Annotated in this window: 23 protein-coding genes; 9 read left to right on the forward strand and 14 right to left on the reverse strand. The window is 66.6% G+C overall.

Going from position 1 to position 20,609, the window contains the following annotated elements:
• Window positions 1-166 precede the first annotated feature (166 nt).
• The gene (locus AC07SZ_RS10175; RefSeq protein ID WP_172372808.1) at window positions 167-841 is read right to left on the reverse strand and encodes a GcrA family cell cycle regulator; all 675 of its coding nucleotides are present in this window, start codon (window positions 839-841) and stop codon (window positions 167-169) included.
• Window positions 842-985: 144 nt separating this feature from the next.
• Window positions 986-1,369 (reverse strand): hypothetical protein, encoded by a 384-nt coding sequence (locus AC07SZ_RS10180; protein WP_244494068.1) that lies wholly within the window; start codon window positions 1,367-1,369, stop codon window positions 986-988.
• Window positions 1,370-1,443: 74 nt separating this feature from the next.
• On the opposite strand from AC07SZ_RS10180, the gene AC07SZ_RS10185 reads away from it, so the two are divergent.
• A complete protein-coding gene (locus AC07SZ_RS10185) occupies window positions 1,444-2,148 on the forward strand; it encodes an XRE family transcriptional regulator (RefSeq protein ID WP_056571070.1) in 705 nt (234 codons plus the stop codon).
• 67 nt (window positions 2,149-2,215) lie between these two features.
• On the opposite strand, the gene AC07SZ_RS10190 is transcribed toward AC07SZ_RS10185, so the two are convergent.
• Complete coding sequence (locus tag AC07SZ_RS10190; RefSeq protein WP_494914116.1) at window positions 2,216-2,515, reverse strand: hypothetical protein; 300 nt, start codon at window positions 2,513-2,515, stop codon at window positions 2,216-2,218.
• 172 nt (window positions 2,516-2,687) lie between these two features.
• Here AC07SZ_RS10190 and AC07SZ_RS10195 point away from each other — a divergent pair, with 172 nt between their 5' ends.
• Both AC07SZ_RS10195 and AC07SZ_RS10200 read left to right on the forward strand, forming a co-directional pair.
• Window positions 2,688-3,050, forward strand: a complete 363-nt coding sequence (locus AC07SZ_RS10195) for a hypothetical protein (protein WP_056571067.1) — start codon at window positions 2,688-2,690, stop codon at window positions 3,048-3,050.
• Window positions 3,051-3,215: 165 nt separating this feature from the next.
• Window positions 3,216-3,794 (forward strand): phosphoglycerate mutase family protein, encoded by a 579-nt coding sequence (locus tag AC07SZ_RS10200; protein WP_065005275.1) that lies wholly within the window; start codon window positions 3,216-3,218, stop codon window positions 3,792-3,794.
• A 38-nt stretch (window positions 3,795-3,832) separates the two neighbouring features.
• Here the strand turns inward: AC07SZ_RS10200 and AC07SZ_RS10205 are convergent, their stop codons facing one another.
• From AC07SZ_RS10205 to AC07SZ_RS10215, 3 genes are all read right to left on the reverse strand, one after another.
• The gene (locus AC07SZ_RS10205; RefSeq protein ID WP_172372800.1) at window positions 3,833-4,849 is read right to left on the reverse strand and encodes an ABC transporter permease; all 1,017 of its coding nucleotides are present in this window, start codon (window positions 4,847-4,849) and stop codon (window positions 3,833-3,835) included.
• Between the two features lie 270 nt (window positions 4,850-5,119).
• Window positions 5,120-6,709 carry a sugar ABC transporter ATP-binding protein gene (locus AC07SZ_RS10210; RefSeq protein ID WP_494914118.1) on the reverse strand — a complete coding sequence of 530 codons (1,590 nt, stop codon included), beginning with the start codon at window positions 6,707-6,709 and terminating at the stop codon, window positions 5,120-5,122.
• A gap of 179 nt (window positions 6,710-6,888) precedes the next feature.
• On the reverse strand, window positions 6,889-7,836 hold the full coding sequence (locus AC07SZ_RS10215; RefSeq protein WP_056571059.1) for a substrate-binding domain-containing protein: 948 nt from the start codon (window positions 7,834-7,836) through the stop codon (window positions 6,889-6,891).
• A gap of 344 nt (window positions 7,837-8,180) precedes the next feature.
• Between AC07SZ_RS10215 and AC07SZ_RS10220 the strand changes: the two genes are divergently transcribed.
• A complete protein-coding gene (locus AC07SZ_RS10220; RefSeq protein WP_494914119.1) occupies window positions 8,181-8,879 on the forward strand; it encodes a RibD family protein in 699 nt (232 codons plus the stop codon).
• A gap of 10 nt (window positions 8,880-8,889) precedes the next feature.
• Here the strand turns inward: AC07SZ_RS10220 and AC07SZ_RS10225 are convergent, their stop codons facing one another.
• A complete protein-coding gene (locus tag AC07SZ_RS10225; protein ID WP_494914121.1) occupies window positions 8,890-9,774 on the reverse strand; it encodes an SDR family oxidoreductase in 885 nt (294 codons plus the stop codon).
• A gap of 99 nt (window positions 9,775-9,873) precedes the next feature.
• Between AC07SZ_RS10225 and AC07SZ_RS10230 the strand changes: the two genes are divergently transcribed.
• Both AC07SZ_RS10230 and AC07SZ_RS10235 read left to right on the forward strand, forming a co-directional pair.
• Window positions 9,874-10,704: a helix-turn-helix transcriptional regulator gene (locus AC07SZ_RS10230; RefSeq protein ID WP_494914122.1), complete on the forward strand. Its 831-nt coding sequence runs from the start codon at window positions 9,874-9,876 to the stop codon at window positions 10,702-10,704.
• Between the two features lie 128 nt (window positions 10,705-10,832).
• Complete coding sequence (locus AC07SZ_RS10235) at window positions 10,833-11,258, forward strand: GFA family protein (protein ID WP_494914124.1); 426 nt, start codon at window positions 10,833-10,835, stop codon at window positions 11,256-11,258.
• A gap of 9 nt (window positions 11,259-11,267) precedes the next feature.
• Here the strand turns inward: AC07SZ_RS10235 and AC07SZ_RS10240 are convergent, their stop codons facing one another.
• Window positions 11,268-11,720, reverse strand: a complete 453-nt coding sequence (locus AC07SZ_RS10240) for an SRPBCC family protein (RefSeq protein WP_494914125.1) — start codon at window positions 11,718-11,720, stop codon at window positions 11,268-11,270.
• Window positions 11,721-11,773: 53 nt separating this feature from the next.
• On the opposite strand from AC07SZ_RS10240, the gene AC07SZ_RS10245 reads away from it, so the two are divergent.
• Complete coding sequence (locus AC07SZ_RS10245; RefSeq protein ID WP_494914126.1) at window positions 11,774-12,331, forward strand: YqaA family protein; 558 nt, start codon at window positions 11,774-11,776, stop codon at window positions 12,329-12,331.
• Window positions 12,332-12,366: 35 nt separating this feature from the next.
• Here the strand turns inward: AC07SZ_RS10245 and AC07SZ_RS10250 are convergent, their stop codons facing one another.
• The gene (locus AC07SZ_RS10250; protein WP_056571047.1) at window positions 12,367-13,137 is read right to left on the reverse strand and encodes an IclR family transcriptional regulator; all 771 of its coding nucleotides are present in this window, start codon (window positions 13,135-13,137) and stop codon (window positions 12,367-12,369) included.
• 46 nt (window positions 13,138-13,183) lie between these two features.
• Complete coding sequence (locus AC07SZ_RS10255) at window positions 13,184-14,383, reverse strand: adenosylhomocysteinase (protein WP_494914127.1); 1,200 nt, start codon at window positions 14,381-14,383, stop codon at window positions 13,184-13,186.
• Window positions 14,384-14,552: 169 nt separating this feature from the next.
• Here AC07SZ_RS10255 and AC07SZ_RS10260 point away from each other — a divergent pair, with 169 nt between their 5' ends.
• Both AC07SZ_RS10260 and AC07SZ_RS10265 read left to right on the forward strand, forming a co-directional pair.
• Window positions 14,553-15,932 (forward strand): sodium:solute symporter family protein, encoded by a 1,380-nt coding sequence (locus AC07SZ_RS10260; RefSeq protein ID WP_494914128.1) that lies wholly within the window; start codon window positions 14,553-14,555, stop codon window positions 15,930-15,932.
• Between the two features lie 82 nt (window positions 15,933-16,014).
• A complete protein-coding gene (locus AC07SZ_RS10265) occupies window positions 16,015-16,458 on the forward strand; it encodes a cytidine deaminase (protein ID WP_056571043.1) in 444 nt (147 codons plus the stop codon).
• A gap of 262 nt (window positions 16,459-16,720) precedes the next feature.
• On the opposite strand, the gene AC07SZ_RS10270 is transcribed toward AC07SZ_RS10265, so the two are convergent.
• From AC07SZ_RS10270 to AC07SZ_RS10285, 4 genes are all read right to left on the reverse strand, one after another.
• Window positions 16,721-17,317, reverse strand: coding sequence for a class I SAM-dependent methyltransferase (locus AC07SZ_RS10270; protein ID WP_056571041.1), 597 nt, complete (start codon window positions 17,315-17,317; stop codon window positions 16,721-16,723).
• 271 nt (window positions 17,318-17,588) lie between these two features.
• A complete protein-coding gene (arsK, locus tag AC07SZ_RS10275) occupies window positions 17,589-18,830 on the reverse strand; it encodes an arsenite efflux MFS transporter ArsK (RefSeq protein ID WP_494914129.1) in 1,242 nt (413 codons plus the stop codon).
• Window positions 18,827-20,224, reverse strand: a complete 1,398-nt coding sequence (locus tag AC07SZ_RS10280; protein ID WP_494914131.1) for an FAD-dependent oxidoreductase — start codon at window positions 20,222-20,224, stop codon at window positions 18,827-18,829. Before AC07SZ_RS10280 ends, arsK begins: the two co-directional genes overlap by 4 nt.
• Before the next feature lie 42 nt (window positions 20,225-20,266).
• On the reverse strand, window positions 20,267-20,587 hold the full coding sequence (locus tag AC07SZ_RS10285) for an ArsR/SmtB family transcription factor (RefSeq protein ID WP_172372774.1): 321 nt from the start codon (window positions 20,585-20,587) through the stop codon (window positions 20,267-20,269).
• Window positions 20,588-20,609 lie beyond the last annotated feature (22 nt).

Below are 20,609 nucleotides of genomic sequence, written 5' to 3' on the forward strand. Positions count from 1 at the left end.
CCGTTTACGGGGAGAAATGCCCGGCAGGGCAATGAGGGGCGACGCCAGCGCTTCGGTAAGTGGCATTCGCGCTGTCCAAATCCATCTCACGACGCTTAATCCTGTTAGCTTGAGCTGCCCCTCATCCGGCACCTTCTCCCCGTGAACGGGGAGAAGAGACCAAGCCTCACCCCGCCTCAAAAACCCTGCGTTGAAACCGCGCCTGGTGGTAGCCGCAGTAGCTCTTCAATGCCTTCGTGCGCATGCCGCAGCACAGCATCTCGGCGCCAGGCCGGCCACCCGGCGCATCGCTCTGCGGATCTTCTTCCAATGTCAGGTCGAGCGGCGCCCGACAGCGGGAAAACAGGCAGTCGATGAAGCGCATCGCCACGCCATGCGGCTGGCGGCCGATGGGTCCGCGCTGCGGCGCCGGCACCTTGAAGCGGTAAGCTTCGCCATCGGCGATCAGCACCCCCACCTCGCGCACGAACAGGCGCGGCGGCAACCATGCCGGCGACGAATCGTGCCTGGCCCGGACCTTGTTCTTGCGCGCGACGGCGGCCTTGGCGGCGTTCGCCTCGGCGGTCGCCCCCGCGGCCACCTTGCCGTTGGCCTTGTCCTTCGCCGGCTTTGCAGCGGCCGGCTTGCGCATTGCCCGTTCGGCACCCGGCAACACCCCACGGCCATTGGCAAAGCCGATCGCGCCCAGCATGGCGTTGCGATGCACGATGCCGATGATGGCGTTGCGCGAGACCGGAGTGCCGCGCAGCGCGCTGAACGCCGTCGCGATCCGCGAGGCTGAAAGCCCATCCTTCAGCCAGCGGGCGATCTCTTGCAATTCGGCGTCGCTGTAGCTTGCCATGTCCAGGCTCCATCCAGGGCTCCGCCTTCGGCAGCGCTCGGGACCGCGCTGTCGGCCAGGCGTCAGGGCTCGGGCCCGGTCAGGGCCTCGATCAGGGTGTTCGGTGCGAAAGCCGGCTCGCCGCCGGCATCAGTCGGAGGCGGATCAGCCGGAGCGGATCGAGTGCCCGGCGGTCAGGCGCGCCAGCCGCGCCTCCGCTGTCTTTCTGTCGGGGGCGGAAACCGCCCTGCCCGTCATCGGCTCGAACAGGATGACGGTGCCGTCCTGCGTGCGGATGCAGGAGCGCGCACAGGGACCGGCGGCATGCCGGTCGAATGGGGGGCCGGAGCCGAGGGGAGCGGCGGCTCCGGCCGTTCCGGCCGCCGGTGACGGGCGGGCCGGACCCGAGGCATCGAAGCGCTCGGGCTTCGCCCCGGCCGGGGAGGAGGACGGCCGGGACGGAAGGGAATGGCTGGCGACTTCGGTCGCCGGGTGCGCCTCACGGGAGGCCGGCGCTACCGCGCCATCAAAGCTGGACAGGTTCTGCATGGCCAGATATAAGCATAACTCAAAAATAGATGCAAGCCATTCTTTCATAGACGAGAGCCGCTTTCATCGCTCACATGGGCGCCATGGCAAAAACGGAACTGTCGATCAAGGTCGGGGCGGCGATACGCCAGGCACGCAAGCAGCGCGGCCTGGTCATGCGCCACATTGCCGAGCACAACGACACCGATGTCGCCGCCGTCGGCAATTGGGAAACCGGGCGCAACCTGCCCAAGACCGAGAACCTGTTGAAGACCGCCGCTTTCCTGCGCGTCGACCCGGTCGCGCTCGGCCAAGGCCAGGTCGTCTTCCTCGACGATGCCGGCCCCGTGGCCGACGCCGAGATCGTCACCGATGCCGGCCCGATGCCCGCCGGGTCAATGGATATCGAAGTGCTGGGCGCCGCGGTCGGCGGCGATGACGGCGACTTCACCTTCAACGGCGAGCCTGCCGGCTACGTGCAGCGCCCGCCGGGCGTGCGCAACCTGCCGAAGGTCTTCGCGCTGCATGTGCTCTCCGATTCCATGGTGCCGCGCTACGAACCCGGCGACCTCATCTATTGCGGCGGCCGCGACGCCGTGCCCGGCGACCATGTGGTGATCGAGACGTTTCCGGAAGAAAACGAGCGCAACGGCAAGGCCTTCATCAAGAAGCTGGTCAAGCGCACGGCGGGCGAGCTGGTGGTCGAGCAGTACAATCCCCCCAAGACAATCACCTTCAACCGCTACGCGATCAAGCATGTCTGGCGGGTTATACCGCTGAAGGAATTGCTGGGGTATTAGTGGCTGGGCGGTTTTTCCTTCTCCCCTTGCGGGGGAAGGAAGAATCAGCGCCTGCCCCGCCCCCCCCTCAAGCCCGCCTCGCCTCCACCAGCACCTCGCGCTCGCTCAGCATCTGCGCTTCGCTACGCACCCGCTGGCGCTCGTCGACGAACGCGGCCTGGATCGACACCGCCGTACCCGGCAGCCCGTCGGCGCGGCAGGCCGAGCAGACGACGCGGCCCGAAAGCTCCGCCAGCGGCGTGCCGCCCGTCACCCCGAAGCGCCGCAGTTCATCGGGTTTCCACCACCTGTTGCGGCCGCAATCGGCGCACTCGACCGATATCGAGACGACATGCGCGATGACTGGTTTCCTGCCCGGCAATGCCATTGCCTCTCCGCCCCATTTGTTCCTGATTTGTTCTTATATTCCTGCCTTTTCAGCCCGGAGTCGAGTCGCAGTTTCAACACTTGGCCAAAAGTTTCACTTCTATAGTTTTTTGAGTTATGCTTATATATCCAAATAAATGTGAGTCACCTGCCGCACTGACCCGGGAGCAATGATGGATGCCGCCGATTTCGCCCGCGCCTGCGGTTACACCGGCGACAGCCCTGCTTTGCTCGAAGCCTTCGAGGCGATCCGCCGCAACGGCATCGCGCAGGCTCGCCAGGACCATTTTCGGCGCAAGGCCCTGATTGACGAGCTGAAACAGTCCGAGCCGCTGTTCCTGGCCGCGATCGGCCCGGCGCTGTCGGCCGACGAGGCCATCGAGGACACCACCCGCTTCATCGCCTTCTGGCGCGCCATGCCGCGCTGGCGCCAGGAGCGGCGCCTGCCCGACCTCGCCAGGGCCAGGCAGCAGCGCCTCCTGGCGCGCTTCTTCCGCCGCTACGGCCACCGCCTGTGGGCGCTCGAAGCGGCCTGAGGCCCGGGGGGCGTGGCTGGACCTGCCATTTGCGGGTTCGATCAGCCGAGTTTCTTTCCAGATTGCGTGCGGGTGCCCTCCCCGCGCCGGCAGCACGTCGGCCCTGATTCCGTCGGATTGCTGCGCTGATTGGTGGCCTCGAAAAAAGCGCCCGAGGGACCCGCCATGACTCGCACCGTTCTCGCCGCCCTGTGGATGCTGGCGCTTGCCCTGTCCGCACACGCCGCCGGCGACGGCACATCAGGGCTCGCCGACGCCACCGTGCTGATCGTGCGCCATGGCGAAAAGCCCGACAGCGGCACCGGCCTGTCGCCCGAAGGCGAAGCCCGCGCGCAGGCCTACGTCGCCTATTTCCAGCCCTTCATGCTCGACGGCGTGCCGTTCCGGCCCGACATGCTGGTGGCCAGTACCGATTCCACAAACAGCGCGCGCGAACGGCTGACGCTGACGCCGCTCGCGGAAGCCCTGAAACTGCCCATCGACCAGCGCTTCGCCGACAAGGACGTCAAAGCCCTCGTCGCGGCGCTCTCCAGCGAAACCCACGGCAAGTCGATCCTGATCGCCTGGCATCACGGCCAGCTGGGAAAGCTCATCAAGGCCTTCGGCGCCGACCCCAAAACGCTGCTGCCGGACGGCAAATGGCCCGGCGATGTCTTCAACTGGGTGGTGGTGCTGCGCTTTGATCACGCCGGCCAGTTGGTGCCGGGGTCGACGCGGATCATCGAGGAGAAGTTGCCGGGATAGCGACCTTGCCTTCTCCCACAAGGGGAGAAGGCAGACCCCTACCGCCTCACCCGCGACTTCAGCCACCGGTCGAACGCCACCGCCAGGATCAGGATCAGCCCGATCACGATGCTCTGCGTGTAGGACGACACATTGTTGAACTGCAGCCCGTTCTGCAGCACGCCGATCAGCGCCGCGCCCACCACCGTGCCGCCGACCGAGCCGATGCCGCCGAACAGCGAGGTGCCGCCGATGACGACGGCGGAAATGACCGTCAGCTCGTAGCCGATGCCGGCGACCGCTTCGGAAGAGTTCAGCCTGGCCGACAGCACGAAGGCGGCCAGCCCGGCAAAGAAGCCGACGATGACATAGACCGAGACCAGGATGCGGTCGACGCGCAGGCCCGACAGCCGTGCCGCCTCCGCATTGCCGCCGACGGCATAGACGGCGCGGCCGTAACGCGTATAGCGCAGCACGATGTGGCACAGGATGGCGGCGATGGCGAAGATGATCGCCGGCACCGGCACCGGGCCGATCAGCCCCGTGCCGAACCAGCGCATCGAAGCGTCGAAGCCCGAGATTGGGCCGCCATTGGAGATGGTCAGCGTCAACCCGCGAAACACCGTCAGCCCGCCCAGCGTGACGACGAAGGGCGGCACTTTCAGCCTGGTGATGGCAAGCCCCTGCACGCCGCCGGCGGCGGCACCGACGATGACGGCGGCGAGCAGCGCGGCGAACCAGCCATAGCCCTGCGTGCCTGACGTCGACAGCGACAGCGTGTTGGCCGCGCCGCCCTTGGCGACGACGGCCGCCACCATGCCGCAGAAGGCGAGCAGCGAGCCGACCGACAGGTCGATGCCGGCGGTGAGGATGACGAAGGTCATGCCGAGCGCGATCAGCCCGGTGATCGAGATCTGCCGGGTGATGTTGAACAGGTTGATCGGGTCGATGAAGCTCGGCTTCAAAACGGTGAAGACGATGACCAGCGCCGCCAGGAACAGCAGCGGCCCGAAACTCATCAGCAGCCGTGCGAAATTGATGCCGCCGCCGCGCTCGCTCTGTTCCGTCACACTCATCGTGCCTCCTTTTCTTTCGTCATCCTGGGGCGGAGCAGTCGCGAAGCGGCTGCATAGACCCGAGGATCCATGCCGTGAAACCTCCTGTCGAACGCAGCGGTGCAGAATTCCGTCCCCTTGCAACACGTTGAAGTAACGGAATGGATCCCTCGGGCTGCGGAGCAGCTCCGGGGGTCTGCGCCGCGTCGCTTCGCTCCCTGCTTCGCCCTGGGATGACGAACGCCAAGGGCGGCTTCGCCAATCCCCAAAGTCGGCACCTCCGTCGGCTCGTCAAATTCCGCTCGCATGCCGCCCATTCGTTTCCTGCCTGTCGAGCGCCATCAGTTCCATCAGTTTTTCCTCGTTTGCCTCGACGCCCGGCATTTCGCCGGTGATGCGCCCCCGGCGCATGGTGACGATGCGGTCCGACACCGCCAGCACCTCGGGCAGTTCGGACGAGATCATCATCACCGCTATGCCGCGCGCCGCCAGTTGCACCAGGATCTGGTGCACTTCCGCCTTGGCGCCGACATCGACGCCGCGCGTCGGCTCGTCGACGATCAGCACTTTGGGATCGCGCGCCAGCCAGCGCGCCAGGATCACCTTCTGCTGGTTGCCGCCAGACAGGCCCTCGATCGCCTGCTCGGGCGAGGCCATGCGGATCGACAGCATTTTCCTGAAACCCGACAGCGCATCGCGCTCGCGCCGCTCGGCCATGAAGCCGAAACCGTTGCTGAACGTGGCCAGCGAGGCGACGGAAAAATTCGGCAGGATACCCAAGGCGGCAAAGATCGCCTGGTGCTTGCGGTCCTCCGGCACCAGGCCGATGCCGAGCGCGATGGCGTCGGCCGGCGAGGCCGGAGCGATGGATCTGCCCTCGAGCGTGATCGTTCCCGCAGCGATGCGGTCGGCGCCGAAGATGGCGCGCGCCAGTTCCGTGCGGCCCGAGCCGACAAGCCCGGCGACGCCGAGGATCTCGCCCGCCCTGAGGTCGATGTCGACGCCGTCGAGCACGATGGCATGCGGCGCCTCGGGGTCGCGCACGGTGCGCAGGCCGCGCACCGACAAAATGACATCGCCCGCCACCGCGCGCTGCGCGGGTCGCGCGTAAAGTTCGGAAGCCGCGCGGCCGACCATCTTCTCGATGATCCGCGGCAACTGGATCGGCCGACCCTTGTCGCGGTCGAGATGCCCGGCCAGCCTGCCGTCGCGCAGCACCGTCATGCGGTCGCAGATGGCGGACGCCTCCTCCAGCCGGTGGGTGACGAACATGATGGCGACCCTGTCCTGGCGCAACCGGTCCATGATCGACAAAAGCCGCTGCACCTCGGTCTCGGTCAGCGCCGAAGTCGGCTCGTCCATGATGATCAGCCGGCTCTTCAGCGACAGCGCCCGGGCAATCTCGACCAGCTGCTGTTCGGCCACCGACAGTGCCGAGACCGGCGTCATCGGATCGATGGAAAGCCCGACGCGGGCGATGATCGCGCGGGAGTCATCCTCCATCTTGCGCCAGCTCACCAGCCCGAGCGGCCCCGTCGGCGCGCGGCCGATGAAAATGTTCTCCGCCACCGTCAGCGTCGGTATCAGGCTGAGTTCCTGGTAGATGGTGACGATGCCGAGCCGCTTGGCATCCTGCGGGCTGGATGGCGCGTAGTCGGCGCCGTCGAAAGTGATGCGGCCGCTGGACGGCGGCATGACGCCCGACAGGATTTTCAAGAGCGTCGATTTGCCGGCGCCGTTCTCGCCGAGCAGGCCGAGGATTTCGCCGGGACGGATATCGAGCGAGACGTCGCTCAGCGCGGTGACACCGGCGAAATGCTTGGTGACGCCCTCGACGGCGAGCAGGACGGGCGATGGCGATGCGGTTTCAGCTGCGGGCAATGGTTGCTCCCCGAGACACAAGACGACGGCGCCGCCCCTCACCCTTACCCTCTCCCCGTGAAGGACGGGGAGAGGGAGATCGCCAGCGTGGCGGCCATCTCCTTCTCCCCCTCACTATACGGGGAGAAGGTGCCGGCAGGCGGATGAGGGGCGGCGCTGACTTCGGCCGGCTCGTCGCCCTACTTCGTCTCGTTCAGCCTCTCGGCCTTGTCGAGATTGTCCTTGCCGATGACGATCGGCGTCAACAGCACCAGCTTCTCCTTCGGCTCGGTCTTGTTCTTGGCGTAGGCGACCGCGATCTGCACGGCGGTGCGCGACTGCTGGCCGGGGAACTGTTCGACCGTGCCGGCGAGCTTGCCGTCGCGGACCGCGACCAGCGCTTCCGGAAGCGCGTCGAAGCCATAGATCTTGACGTCGGTGAAGTTGCGCGCCGCGCACGCCTCGAGCGCGCCGAGCGCCATGTCGTCATTGGCGCAGATGATGGCGTCCGGCTTGCCGTTGGCGGCAAGGCCGGCTTCCGTCACCGACAGCGCCTCGGCGCGGGCGAAGTTGGCGGTCTGCTCGAAGATGATCTGGTACTTGTCCTTCAAGGGATCGAGCACGTTGTGGACGCCCTTGTTGCGGTCGATGGCCGGACCGGCGCCCGGCTGGCCCTGCAGGTGGAAAAGCTTGGCGCCATTGGGGAACGCCGCCACGACCGCCTGCGCTTCCGCCTCGCCGCCCTTCACATTGTCGGCGCCGACATGGGCCAGTATGCCCTCGACGCCGTCGACGCGGCGGTCGATCGTCACCACGGGAACGCCGGCCTTGACCGCTTCCTCGATGGCCGGAGCCAGCGCGTTGACGTCGAGCGGCGAAATCACGATGGCGTTGACCTTCTGCACCAGGGCCGCCTCGATGTCAGCGGTCTGCTTGGTGGCCGAGTTCTGGCCGTCGCTCTCGGTCAGGTTGACGCCCTGCGCCTGCGCCTCCGCCTTGATCTCGTTCAGCATGTGCACGAAGAACGGAAAGCCGAGATTGGGCACCGAGCCCAGTATGGTGAGCTTGTCCTCGGCGAACGCCGAACGTGCGGCCAGCACCATGGCGCCCGCGGCCACGGACGTCATCAGGAATTCACGTCTATTCATGGTTGATCCTCCTCCACAAGAACGCACGATCCCCAGGACCGGGATCGGCCTTGGGAAGGGATCATGCGTCGGTTCAAAGTGTTGGAGCATCCTCCTTGCGCCCGATCGCGCATGCCGCTCCAGCTGATCGCCGTTGCAAAAAACTGCCTCCCATCGGCATCAGCAGATGGATGCTAACCCAGGGTCAACCATTTGTGCAACATCGATATAACAGTGCCAGGCGCCGAATTATCGGAATTGTCGGATTTTTGGCCAAACCGACCTGTCCGGCTTCCTTTCCGGGGCCGCGACCCTAATTTGAATCGCCGAGTCCATCCTGAAGATCGGTCCACCCTGGAGAAATCATGAAGCCGCACATCATCTGCCATATGCTCGCCTCGCTCGACGGCGGCCTTCACCCCAGCCGCTACACCACCAGCCCGGACGGAACCCGGGCGGAGTGGTCAGGCCTCTATGAGCAGATCCACGGCGACCTCGAAGGCGATGCCTGGATCGTCGGGCGCGTCACCATGGCCGAGATGAGCAAGGCGGTGGCGCACCCGCCGGCGCATGCCGGCAAGGTCGAGCGGCCGCACCATTTCGCGCAACGCGATGCGGGACCCTATGCCGTTGCGCTCGATGTCTCCGGCAAACTCCACTTCGCCAAGCCGAATGTCGGCGGCGACCATGTCGTGGTGCTGCTTGGGCATGATGTCGCCGATAGTCATCTGGCCGAGCTCGCCGCCGACGGCGTGTCCTACATCGTGTCGGAAACGGCCGAGATCGATCTCGCCGCCATGCTCGACGTGCTCGGGCGTGAACTCGGCATCCGCCGGCTGCTGCTCGAAGGCGGCGCCAGCATCAACGGCTCCTTCTTCGCGGTCGGGCTTGTCGATGAGCTCAGCCTTCTCATCGCCCCCGCGCTCGATGCGCGGGCGGCAAACCAGGGCTTTGTCGAGTTCGGCGAAAGCGGCCTCGCCGGCAAGATGCAGCTGTCGCTGACAAGCTGCGAAACGCTGGCGCATGGGCTGATCCACCTGCGCTATGCCGTCAGTCCCGGCTGATGCCGCTTTATCAGCCCCGCATCGCATCCAGATCGGCGATCAGCGTCGGGCCGGTCGGATGCCAGCCGAGCCGGGCCTGGGTCAGGGCGCTCGAGGCAGGCAGGTCCATGGGGGCGAACATCGCCATCCAGCCGAAATGCTCCGCCGCCTTTTCCGGCGGGATCGAGACGACCGGCAGGTTGAGGCCGCGGCCAAGCGCCTCGGCGATGGCACGCACTTCGACGCCTTCCTCGCCGACCGCGTGATAGCGCGCGCCCGGCTGGCGCTTTTCCACCGCGAGCCGATAGAGCCGCGCCGCGTCCAGGAGATGCCCCGCCGAATAGCGGTTGCGGCCTTCGCCGACATAGGCCGAGACGCCTTTCTGCCGCGCGATCTCGATGAGCGGCGAGATAAGCCCCTGCTTGACCGGATTGTGGACCTGCGGCAGGCGCACCACCGACAGATTGACACCGGCCTCCAGCAAGGCATTGCCGGCGAGTTCCGAGGCGATACGGGGATTGGGATGGCTGGCGTTGAAGACATCCTCGACGGCCAATTGGCCATGACCGGGGCTGCCCATGCCGACGCCAGACGTGATCACCAGCGGCCGGTCGGAGCCGGCCAGCGCCGCGCCGAGGGCTGCGATGACATGGCTGTCCTTTTCGCAGTTCTCGACGAACCGCGAGAAATCATGGTCGAACGCCGTGTGGATCACGGCATCCGCCTTCGCCGCGCCGTCGCGCAGGCCCTCCGGCTCTTCGAGGGTGCCGCGATGCACTTCGGCGCCCGCGGCGGCGAGCGCCTCGGCGCCTGCCTCGGAGCGGGTGACGCCGACCACCTGGTGGCCGGCCTGGATGAGTTCGGGAACGAGCGCCGAGCCGATGAAGCCGGTCGCGCCGGTCAAAAAGATACGCATGCAAATCTCCTGCGGTTGCCTGCGTAATATCAACGGTCTATTATTCCATTAAAGTAGTGACCTTATCATGGTATAATCTTTAACAGGGTGCCTGACAGGATGCCTTCCCCCGGTTCACTCGCAGCCTTCCTGAAGGACCGGCGCACCCGGCTCGACCCGGCGTCGTTCGGCTTTGCCGGCCGCCGGCGCACGCCGGGGCTGCGCCGCGAGGAGGTCGCCCAGCGCGCCAACATCAGCCCGACCTGGTACACATGGCTGGAACAGGGCCGCGGCGGCGCGCCCTCGGCCGACGTGCTGAACCGCATCGCCAAGGGGCTGCTTTTGACCGAGGCGGAGCGCGAACATCTCTTCATGCTCGGGCTCGGCCGCCCGCCCGAGGTCCGCTACCGGGGCGACGAGGGCGTCAGCCCCCGGCTGCAACGCCTCATCGACACGCTCGATGCCAGCCCGGCTCTGGTCAAGACAGCGACCTGGGACGTCGTTGCCTGGAACCGCGCCGCGGAGGTCGTGCTGACCGACTATGGCACCATCCCCGCCGGCCGGCGCAACATCCTGCGCTTCATGTTCCTCACGCCCCACATCCGCGCCAAGCAGCACGATTGGCAAAACCTCGCCCGTTTCGTGGTCGGCGCCTTCCGCGCCGATGCGGCGCGTGCCGGCGCGGTCTCCGAGGTCACCCAGCTGGTGGACGAACTGTGCAACGGCAGCCCCGAATTCGCCACCCTGTGGCGGGAGAACGACGTGCTCGCCCATGGCGACGGAACAAAGCGCCTGAAGCACCCGGAACTGGGGGACATCGAGCTGGAATACTCGTCCTTCGCGGTCGACGGCAGGCCGGATTTGAACCTGACCGTCTACAACCCGATCGACGGAAAGGTCGCCGACCGCATTCGCGCGCTGGCCCGGCACCCCAAAGCGCAAAGCCTTTAGGCAGTCACCCGCCAACGACACTGCTGGCACCTGCCTGGCAGCCGACTGGCCGGTCAACGCCGCCGAGACGTTTTTGTCCTCCTGCCAGGACCCGACGTAGAAGTGACCGAACAGGAGACACAGGCAACATGGTGGGCGACACGAACCTTCGGGCTGGGCAGTGCCATTGCGGCGCGGTGCGTTTCGAGGCGACGCTCAGCGACGGCTTCAATTCGATCCGCCGCTGCACCTGTTCTTACTGCCGGATGCGAGGCGCCGTCGTCGCCATGGCTGAAATGGGCGGGGTCAAGATCCTCCAGGGGGAGGATGCCCTGACGACATATCGCTTCCACACAGGATCGGCGCAGCACTTCTTCTGTTCCCGCTGCGGGATATACACACACCACCAACGACGCTCGAACCAGAACCTGTATGCCGTGAACGTGGCTTGCCTGGACGGGGTAAGCCCATTCGATTTCCCGGAGGTGCCTGTCATGGATGGCGTCAATCATACGAACGACACCGGCAGGCCGACGCGCCGGGCAGGCACCCTGCGCTTCATCCCGGCTGACTGACCGCCGTCATCAGTGCCCTTCGCAGATCGCCTTCAGGATCCGCAAGGTCGGGCCCCAATAGAGATCGGCATGCGGGCGGATCGCCGGTTCGGCGAAGTCGCTGAGCGTCAGCGTCAGCAGCGTTCCGCCGTCGGCCGGCGCCAGGGCGAAACTGACCAAGGTGTGGTTCTCGGGCAAATCCGCCAGGCGCGAGGCCGACAGCGTGCTCCAGTAGCTGTAGGCGAACCGCCTCTCCGGCTCGAAGGCGCGGACCGTGCCATGGTTCTCGAACTGCATGCCGTGCAGCAGCCCGCGTATCACGATCGTACCGCCTTCATGTCCTTCGAGGCTGACGGTCAGCTCCTCGTCCGACATCCATTGCGGGATCATTCGAGGCGTCGTCAGCACCCGCCAGACCTTCGCCGGCTCGGCATCGATGGCGATCGCCTTGACGATGGGCGCGGCGCCGGCGAAACCGTTCACGGGTACAGGGTCCGCGCGGTCGCGGCAGCGGTGCGGCTGGGACCACGCCGGGCGTGGCCGGCCGTCAAAGCGACCGCATTCGCGCGCCGCATCATCCGACAGATCACACTTGCAAGATCCGGCCCTGGAGGGTAGCGAGGCACCATCCCGCACCCATCCGCACAGGTAGACAGCTGACCGCGTTTTGCGCCTATGCCGGCCTGTTCCTGAGCGCCCTGGTCGCGGCCACGATCCTTCCTGCCCAGTCCGAGGCCGTTCTGGCCGTCATGCTGGCCAGCAAGGCCTATTCGGCCCTGCTGCTGCTCGCCGTCGCCAGCGCGGGAAATGTCCTGGGCGCCGTGATCAACTGGTTCCTTGGCCGGGAAGTCCGGCGCTTGGCGGGTCGCCGCTGGTTTCCGGTCACGCCGGCCGCCCTTCAATCCGCCTCGAAATGGTACCATCGCTACGGCAGATGGTCGTTGCTGGCCAGTTGGCTGCCGGTTGTCGGCGACCCGCTCACGGTCGTCGCCGGCGTGTTGCGCGAACCGTTCTGGAGCTTCCTTGTCCTGGTCACGATCGGCAAAACGGCGCGCTACGCGGTGCTGGGCTGGATCGTCCTCAGTTGGACATGACAAGCAACCGCTTGCCGGCGACGTCCCCGGCAGCGTCATTGCGCCGGCTCGGGCGCCAGCACCAGCGCGATCTCCCGCGCCGCCTCCGCCGCGTGGCGGCGCACGGTGGCAAGGTCGAGCATGCTGTAGGTGGTCGCCACATAGGGCACGGTAAGTGCGGCGACCGACTGGCCGAACGGCCCGATGACCGGAAAGGCAAGATCGATGACGCCAGGCTGCAGCCCGTCCGCCACCTCCTCATGACCGGCGGCGCGGATGCGGGCAAGCGCATCGTGCATCTCCGCCTTTTCGTCAGGGATACCAGAGGCTTGCAGCCATTGGCTGATTCTGTCTTGCGGCTGGAACGCCATCAGCGTGCGGCCTGTCGCGGTGCCGAACAGCGGAAATTCGGCGCCGACGCGGACACGGAAGCCGAACGCCGCCGGGCTTTCCACCTGCGCCAGGATCAGCACCCTTCCGGCATTGTGGACGCCGAGATTGCAGGATTGCTGGATGGCGTCGGAGAGCCGCCGCATCGACGGCAGCGCCGCCTGGACGAGGCCACGCAACGGCTCGTGCCGGTGTGCCAGTTCGAACAGGCGCGGCGACAGGAAATAGAGCCCGGCCGGGCGGTCGCGGAAGATGTAGCCGCGCCGCTCCAGCGCCTGCAGCACGCGGTAGATCTGGTGGATGGAGCGGCCGACCGCTTCGGAAATCTGGCCCTGGTTCAGCCCGTCCTTCTGCTCGGCCAGCAGTTCGATGATGTCGAACGCCTTTTCCAGGGCCGGTACCGAATAATCCGGCGCTTCCGCGGTCTTGCCAGCCATGCCCCACAACCTTCCCGGATCATCCAGAATCAGGGGCCTAGTATAGTTACAAGGCGGCCCCCATCGTAGCCATCATCAGCCGGGCGATGCGCCGGTTGATGTCGTCGGGCACGGGCTGCGCGCCCCCCACCAATCCCTCAGCCCTGGCCACCCGCTCCAGCGACAGCGCCTGCAGCATGAAGCCGATATCCATGGATTCGATCGAATTGCCCTTCGGCTCGACGCCGGCAAGGTTGAACATGCGCCCCTCGGCAACGACGATGACATGGCGTCCATTGGCAAGGTCGAGGCGCCGCAATGTGCCGTCCAGGTCGGTGGCGGACGTGGTCATGGCGTTGAGACCTTCGGTGTCGATCTCCCACGGGAAATGCCCGGAATTGGCCAGCACCGCGCCGTCCTGCATGACGGCGACCGCTTGCGCCGGCAGCACGCCGGCGCGGCCGGTGGCGGTGATGAACACTTCCGCCCACGGCGCGAGGTCGGCGAGCGGCGCCACGCGGTAGCCGTCGAGTGCCGCCTCCAGCGCCTTGATCTCGTCGATCTCGACGATGGCCACGCGGCCGCCCAGCGCCCGCAAATATTGCGCGATGCCGCGCCCGCACCAGCCATAGCCGATGACGCAGAAGCGCCGGCCGGGGATCATCAGGTTGGTGATGCGCATGAAGCTCTCCACCACCGACTGGCCGACCGCGTGCTTGTTCTCGCCGATCGCCTTCAGCGGGCTGTCGTTGATGACGATGGAGGGGAACGGCACCTTGCCGGCCAGTTCGCCGCGCAGCCGGTCGCCGCCCGAGGTCGTCTCCTCGGTGCCGCCCAGTATGGATGCAGCCCTGCCCCGCTCGACGATGCCGGAGGCGAGGTCGGCGCCATTGTCGAGCAGCATGTCGGGCCGCGCGTCCAGCACCCGCGCCAGATTGGCGTGATGGTCGGCGAGCGAGTCGGCGCGGCGGCCGAAAATGCCGATGCCCTGGCTCTGCAGGAAGGCGACGACATCATCCTGCGTCGAGCCGTGATTGCCGGTGCCGACGATCTCGGCGCCGCCTTCGGCCAGCACTTCGAGCAGCACCGCCGTCTTGGGCTCGACATGCAGCGACACGCCGATGCGCCGGCCGGCAAATGGCCGCGTGCGGCGGAATTCCCCGCGCAGTCCGGCCAGCAACGCCATGCGCGAACGGATCCAGGCGATGCGGGCGCCACCGCGCTCGACCAGCTCGGGGGTCGCCGGATTGGCCTGGGCGTGGGTCATTCGAAGTCTCCGATCACGATTCAGATTCAGCACTTGCAAAAAAGTTTTTTGCATGTGACAAATCTTGCAGAGGGTCGTCAAGCCCCCACGAGAAGGGGCAACGGACAGCAGCGCGGCGCGCCCCAAGGCGTTCGGCGCGCCATCGGCTTTGCATGTGAAGGGGTACGAAATGGGAAATCTGGATATAGCTGTCGTCGCCATCTATCTCGTGGCGGTCACCGGCATCGGGCTGTTCTTCGCCCGCTCGATCAAGACCGAGGAAGACTACATCGTCGCCGGCCGGCGCATGGGGCCGCTATGGCTGACCATCTCCGCCTTCGCCTCCTGGACGGGCCTGGCCGGTCTGTTCGGCACGCCCGAAATGGTCGTGCGCTACGGCATATCGGGCACCTGGTGGTGGTTCACCTTCCCGATCGGCCTGCTGTTGATGGGCATCTTCCTGGCCAAAATCGTGCGCCAGCGCATGCATGTGACGACGCCCGACATCGTCGCTCGGGATTATCCCGATTCAGTGCGTGTCGCCGCCTCGCTGGTGACGAGCTGGAACTATCTCGCCTGGGCGGCGGCTCAGGTGTTCGGCATCTCCATGGTGTTCACCCTGTTCTCCGGCATGGATCCGAAGACCGGCGCCATCGTCGCCTTCCTCGTCGTCATCGTCTACACCATGCTCGGCGGCTTCCTCGCCGTGGTGGCAACCGACGTGCTGCAGGCAGTCATCTTCCTCATCGTCATCGGCGTGGTGGCGCCTCTGTTCGTCATCTTCGGACCCGGCGTCCCGCACATCTATGAAGCGACCAGGGACATTCCCGGCTTCTACAATTTGTTCGCCAACGTGCCGCCGGCGACGCTGTTCGTCTGGTTCCTGCTCCTGCCCGCCGGCTTCATCGACACGATCGGCTTCCAGCGCGTCTTTTCCGCCAACTCGCCCGACACGGCGCGCCGGGGCATGATCAACGGCTTCCTCGTCATGGCCGTGTTCGGCGTCATCCTCACCTTCCTCGGCGTCGCCGCCAAGGCGCTGCTGCCGGCCGACACCAACCCGGTCAACGCCATGCCCGACCTGATGGTGCAGCTTCTGCCGCATGGTGTCATCGGCGTGCTGGTCGCCGCCTTCCTGGCGGTGGCGATGTCGACGGCGAGCACGACGCTGCTGGTGACAGCCACCACGCTGCAGCGCGACGTGATCTCGCGGCTGCGCCCCGATGCCAGCGACCGGGAAAGGCTGTGGACCAGCCGCATCCTGCTGCTCGTGCTCGGCCTCATCGCCCTGGTCGTGGCGCTCAGCGTGCCCGGCATCGTCACCATCCTGATGCTCGGCTTCTCGGTCTATGTGCCGGGCCTGCTGCTGCCGGTGCTGTCGGCCACCTTCGGCTGGCGCATCCCGTCCTGGTCGATGCTGGCGACCATCGTCATCGGCTCCGGCTCGACCGCGATCCTGGTGCTGCTGGGCGAACCGGGCGGCATTCCAGCCTCGCTGGTCGGCTTCGTCCTCTCGGTCGTTCCCTTCGTCGCGGGACTTGTCACGCGATCGGAGCGGCAGCCGGCCTGAGCCAGCGGAAGACTTGGAAAAGCAATGAGATAAGGCTCCATCCTGAATCAGTGCGGGATGGAGCCCGGATGCGGAGAAACCAATGCTGAAGACCACTTTCGACAGGCTTTCGAGTGCCGACCAGGCGCTCGTCACCGCCGCGGCGCAGGCGCGCGACAAGGCCTACACGCCCTACTCCAACCACAAGGTCGGCTCGGCCGTGCGCACCGCATCGGGCCGGCTTTTCGCCGCCTGCAATGTCGAGGTCGTCACCCTGCAGCAATCGGTCCACGCCGAGCGCAACGCCGTGATGCAGATGGCGGCGGCGGGCGAGCGCCAGATCGAGGCCATCGTCTGTCACGGTCCCTATTCGGGCGTGCCCTGCGCCGAATGCCGGCAGGTGATCTGGGAGTTCTGCTGCGACGATCCGGAGGTCAAGATCATCGGTTCGACGCTGGACGGCGAGATCGAACTGATGACCATCGGCGAGATCTATCCCAGCCCCTACGGCCCGGGCACCAAGGGCATCGACCCGCGCAAGTTCTGAGGCGGGAGGCGCGCCCTCCCGCAAGGTCACTTGCGGACCACCTTAGGCAACCGCACATTTCACCGCCGAGCGGGACACGTATGTGCTGGGCGAGGCACTCGACGGCCGCATGTCATCCCGGCATAGCCCCGGACAGGAAGCGTGCGCTATCGACCCGGATGCCCGAAAATGCGCGATGTCGATGTCCTCTGCCGCTGCATCGGCGCGTTCATCCTGGCGGCCGATCCGGAGTCCTGGACAGGCGTCTGAGCCGGATTCCGTATCATCCCTTGTGTTCGAACACCGCCCCGTAATGATACGGCGGCAGATCAACCATTCGCAGAAGCCGGAAACCGGCAGCCTCCAGCACCGCCGACACCGCTTCAGGTGACATGCGCATCTCCGTCCTGGGCCCGCGCGGCTGACCAAGCACGGTCGTTTGCTCTCGCGGCAACTGGTGCCAATTGACCAGCGCGAACAGGCCGTGCGGCTTGAGCGTACGGGCGACGGCCTTGACGAGGGCCGGCTGATCGGGCACCCCGTGGAAGGTGTTGGCGATCAGCACGAAGTCGACCTTTTCAGGGATCAGGTCCGCGACGTCGCCGGCATCCGCGACGATCCACTTCAGGACCGAAACGCCGAGCCGCTTCACCTCGGCCTTGGCCGCCACGATCATGTCCGGGTCGAGGTCGAGCGCATAGACACGGCCGCCGACGATTTTCGCAAGCGGTGCGGTGAAATAGCCGTCGCCGCAGCACAGGTCCAGGGCTGTCATGCCTGGCTCGACGCCCAACGACAGCAAGAGGCCCGACGGGTCTGGCCAAAGCGCCTCCCACCAATCGCGGTCGGGCATGGAGGTGGCGGGAAACATTCCAGTCATGGGCGGACGCTTTAGAGCAATTCCAGGAAAAGTGTTAGCGGTTTTCCGTCTTGAATTGCGTCAAAACAAAGAGTTAGAGCGGTTCGCCGTTTCCATGAAACGGTGAAACGCTCTAGAATTGCGCTGGGGGACAGCTTTGACCGGCACACAGCCAAAGGCAACGCCTCCGTTGCCGACGGCGGGTCGAACCGGCGAAATCCGCCCGAGCATTGTCGCCCCGACACCAAAGGCAGCCCCCGGCATGGATTCTGATGACTGGGGCCCGGCCCGGTCATCCAGCCGCGTGTGGCGCGACCTCGGCCGTGCCGCTCTGCGCACCCTTGCGCGATTGCCGGCTGATCAACGCGATGGCGGCGAAGGCCGCGATCCCGAACAGGCCGACCACGACATTGAGCCACAGAGCCGGCAGGACGCCGAGGCCTGATATCATCAGCGTCAGGCCGAACGGGGCGAAGGCGGAACTGAACTGGCGCGCCGCCGTGATCCAGCCGACATGGGAACCGAAGCGCTCCTGGCCGAACAATTCGAGCGGCAGCGTGCCGCCGACAATGCTCATCAGGCCCGAGCCGAATCCGAAAAGCACGGCAAACAGCATGGCGCCGGGAACGGAGGGCGCCGCCACCAGCAGCACCGCGAGGCCGCCGGCCAGCGCGGCGGTCGCTCCGAGCGCCATCGATGTCTGCGACAGGCCCCGGCCGAACAGCATGTTGACCAGCCGGCTCGCCACTTGCGACGGCCCAAACAGGCTGGCGACCAGCACCGAGGCCCCGCCGAGACCGACCAGTGTGAGCAGCGGCACCATCCGCACAAGGATCGCTGAAAGCACGAACCCCTCTATGGAAAATCCGGCCAGCACCAGGATGAACAGAGGCGACCATCGCCGGTCGGGCGCGGCGGCCGACAGGCTTGATGTCGCCGGGATGACCCTCTCCCGCGGCTTGCCGGTGCGGCGCGAGAGCCGGGCCAGCCACCAATGGATCGGCAGGCAGACAAAGGCGTTGAGCGCGGCAAAGAGAACCAGCACCTCACGCCAGCCGAGATGCTGGTGCAGCAGCGTCGTCAGGGGCCAGAACAAGGTCGAGGCGAAGCCGGCGATCAAGGTGAGATGGGTGATGCCGCGACGCGCCCCGCCGAGCTGCACGATGGCGACGAAGGCCGTGCTGTAGAGCACGAAGCAGGAGGCAAGCTCCATGGCCAGCACGCCGATGGCAAAGCCGGCACGCCCCGGCGCCAGCCCGCACAACAGCAATGCGCCGGCCGCGGCCAGCGATCCCGGCACCATCAGGCGCCCTGCCCCGACCCGGTCCGCGAGGCTGCCCGCGAACGGCGACAGGATGGCGCTCGCCAGCAGCGACACCGACAGCACGGCGAACACCCATTGCTGCGACCAGGCGAGTTCCGCCGCCACCGCCGGCGCCAGGATGCTGTAGCTGTAGTAGAGCGTGCCGTAGCCGATGATCTGCGTGGCGCCCAGCGCCCAGATGGCGGAAGCGGGGATCTTGCCGTCGCTCACTCGGCGGCTTCCATCTTGCCGGTGCCTGCGCAGCCGCAACCGCCTTTGCCGGCGGCCTTGGCGTCGGCATCCGCCGCGCAGCAGGCATCCGTCGCCGCCGGCGCTGGTCCGCCGCAACAGCCCTTCGACAAGCGACCCGCCGGCACCGTGCAGACGCCGGTTTCGGGCAGCACCAGCTGCACCATGTCGGCCGCCGCCATGTCGCCGGCGATCGCCGCCGCGACCGAGCGGACCTGTTCGTAGCCGGTCAGCAGCAGGAAGGTCGGCGCCCGGCCATAGCTCTTGATGCCGACCGTGTAGAAGCCGGGCTCCGGATGGCTGAGCTCGCGGTGGCCATGCGGCGGCACGTCGCCGCAGGAATGCTCGTTGGGGTCGATGAGCGGACCAAGCGCCTTGACGCTTTCCAGCCATGGATCGAGATCGAGCCTGAGCTCCCGGGTCAGCGACAGGTCCGGACGCTGGCCGGTCGCGGCGATGATGCGGTCGACAGGCCCCAGTTGCATCAGGCCCTCCTCGCTTTGCCCCGCCACGACCAGCCGGCCATCGCGCTCGCTTATCGCAAGCGTCGCAAAGCCCGTCACCAGCCGAACGCGACCGCTTTCGGCGAGGTCGCGCACATCGGCGCCGAGTTCGCCGCGCGCCGGCAACTGGTCGGCATCGCCGCCGCCATAGATGCGCACGAGGTCGGTTCCGCGCACCGCCCAGATGAAAGCCGTGCCGGGCTCGTCATCCGCCAGCCTGCCAAGGTCGAGCAAGGCGTTGGCCGCCGAGTGACCCGAACCGGCAACCAGCGTCGTGCGGCCGGCATGGAGCGCACGGTCGCGGCCAAGGATATCGGGGATGCCGTAGGCGATGCGGTCGGCAAACTCCGCCTCGCCTTCCGCCTCGATGCCGCCGGCGCCGAGAGGATTGGGCGTGCGCCATGTTCCGGAGGCGTCGATGACGGCCCGTGCGCTGTCGCGCCTGGTGCCGTCGGCGGTCTCGACGACGAGCATGAAGGGCCGCGTCCCGCGCTCACTGCCGCGCACCTTGTCGGCGCCCCAGCGCGATATGGCCACGACACGCGCATTGGTCTCGATCGCCGGCGCAAGTTCCGCAAGCCTGGCAAGCGGCTCGAGATAGTGCGCGACGAGTTCATCGGCGGTGGGAAAGGCTTCCGGGTCCGGCATCCGCCAGCCATGGCTTTCGAGCAACCTGCCGGCCGCCTGATCGATGCAATAGCGCCATGGCGTGAACACCCGGACATGGCCCCAATCCCGCAGGCTGGCCGCGACACCGCTGCCGGCTTCATAGAGCTTCACCGGCAGGCCCCGCGCCATGAGATGAACGGCGGCCGCCAGCCCAACCGGACCGGCGCCGATGACGGCGATTGGCGGATCGTTTCGCGTGGCCATAGCTTCCATCCTTCCGGTATTATCGAAATAAAAGGCAAAAAATCAGGCGGCCGCGTCATCCGCCGCCGGATTGCAAGCCGCATCGGCGCAGCATTCGTCGGCCAGGAAGCCGATGAGATCGTTCATCATGGGATAGTTGGCGCGGCAGATCAGCGTCGTCGCCTGCCGCTCCTGGCTGACCAGCCCGGTGAGGATCAGGCGGTGCAGATGGTGCGACAGCGTCGAGGCGGCGATGCCGAGGCTCTCCTGCAGGAAGCCGACCGGCCGGCCCGCTTCGCCGGCCCTCACCAGGAGACGATAGAGGTTCAGCCGCGTCGGATTGCCGAGCGCTTCCAGCTGCTTCGCTGCTTGTTCGAGTTTCATGGAAATAGCATGCGGCCGGCGA

Source organism: Mesorhizobium sp. GW821-FHT07A06, from assembly GCF_059419085.1.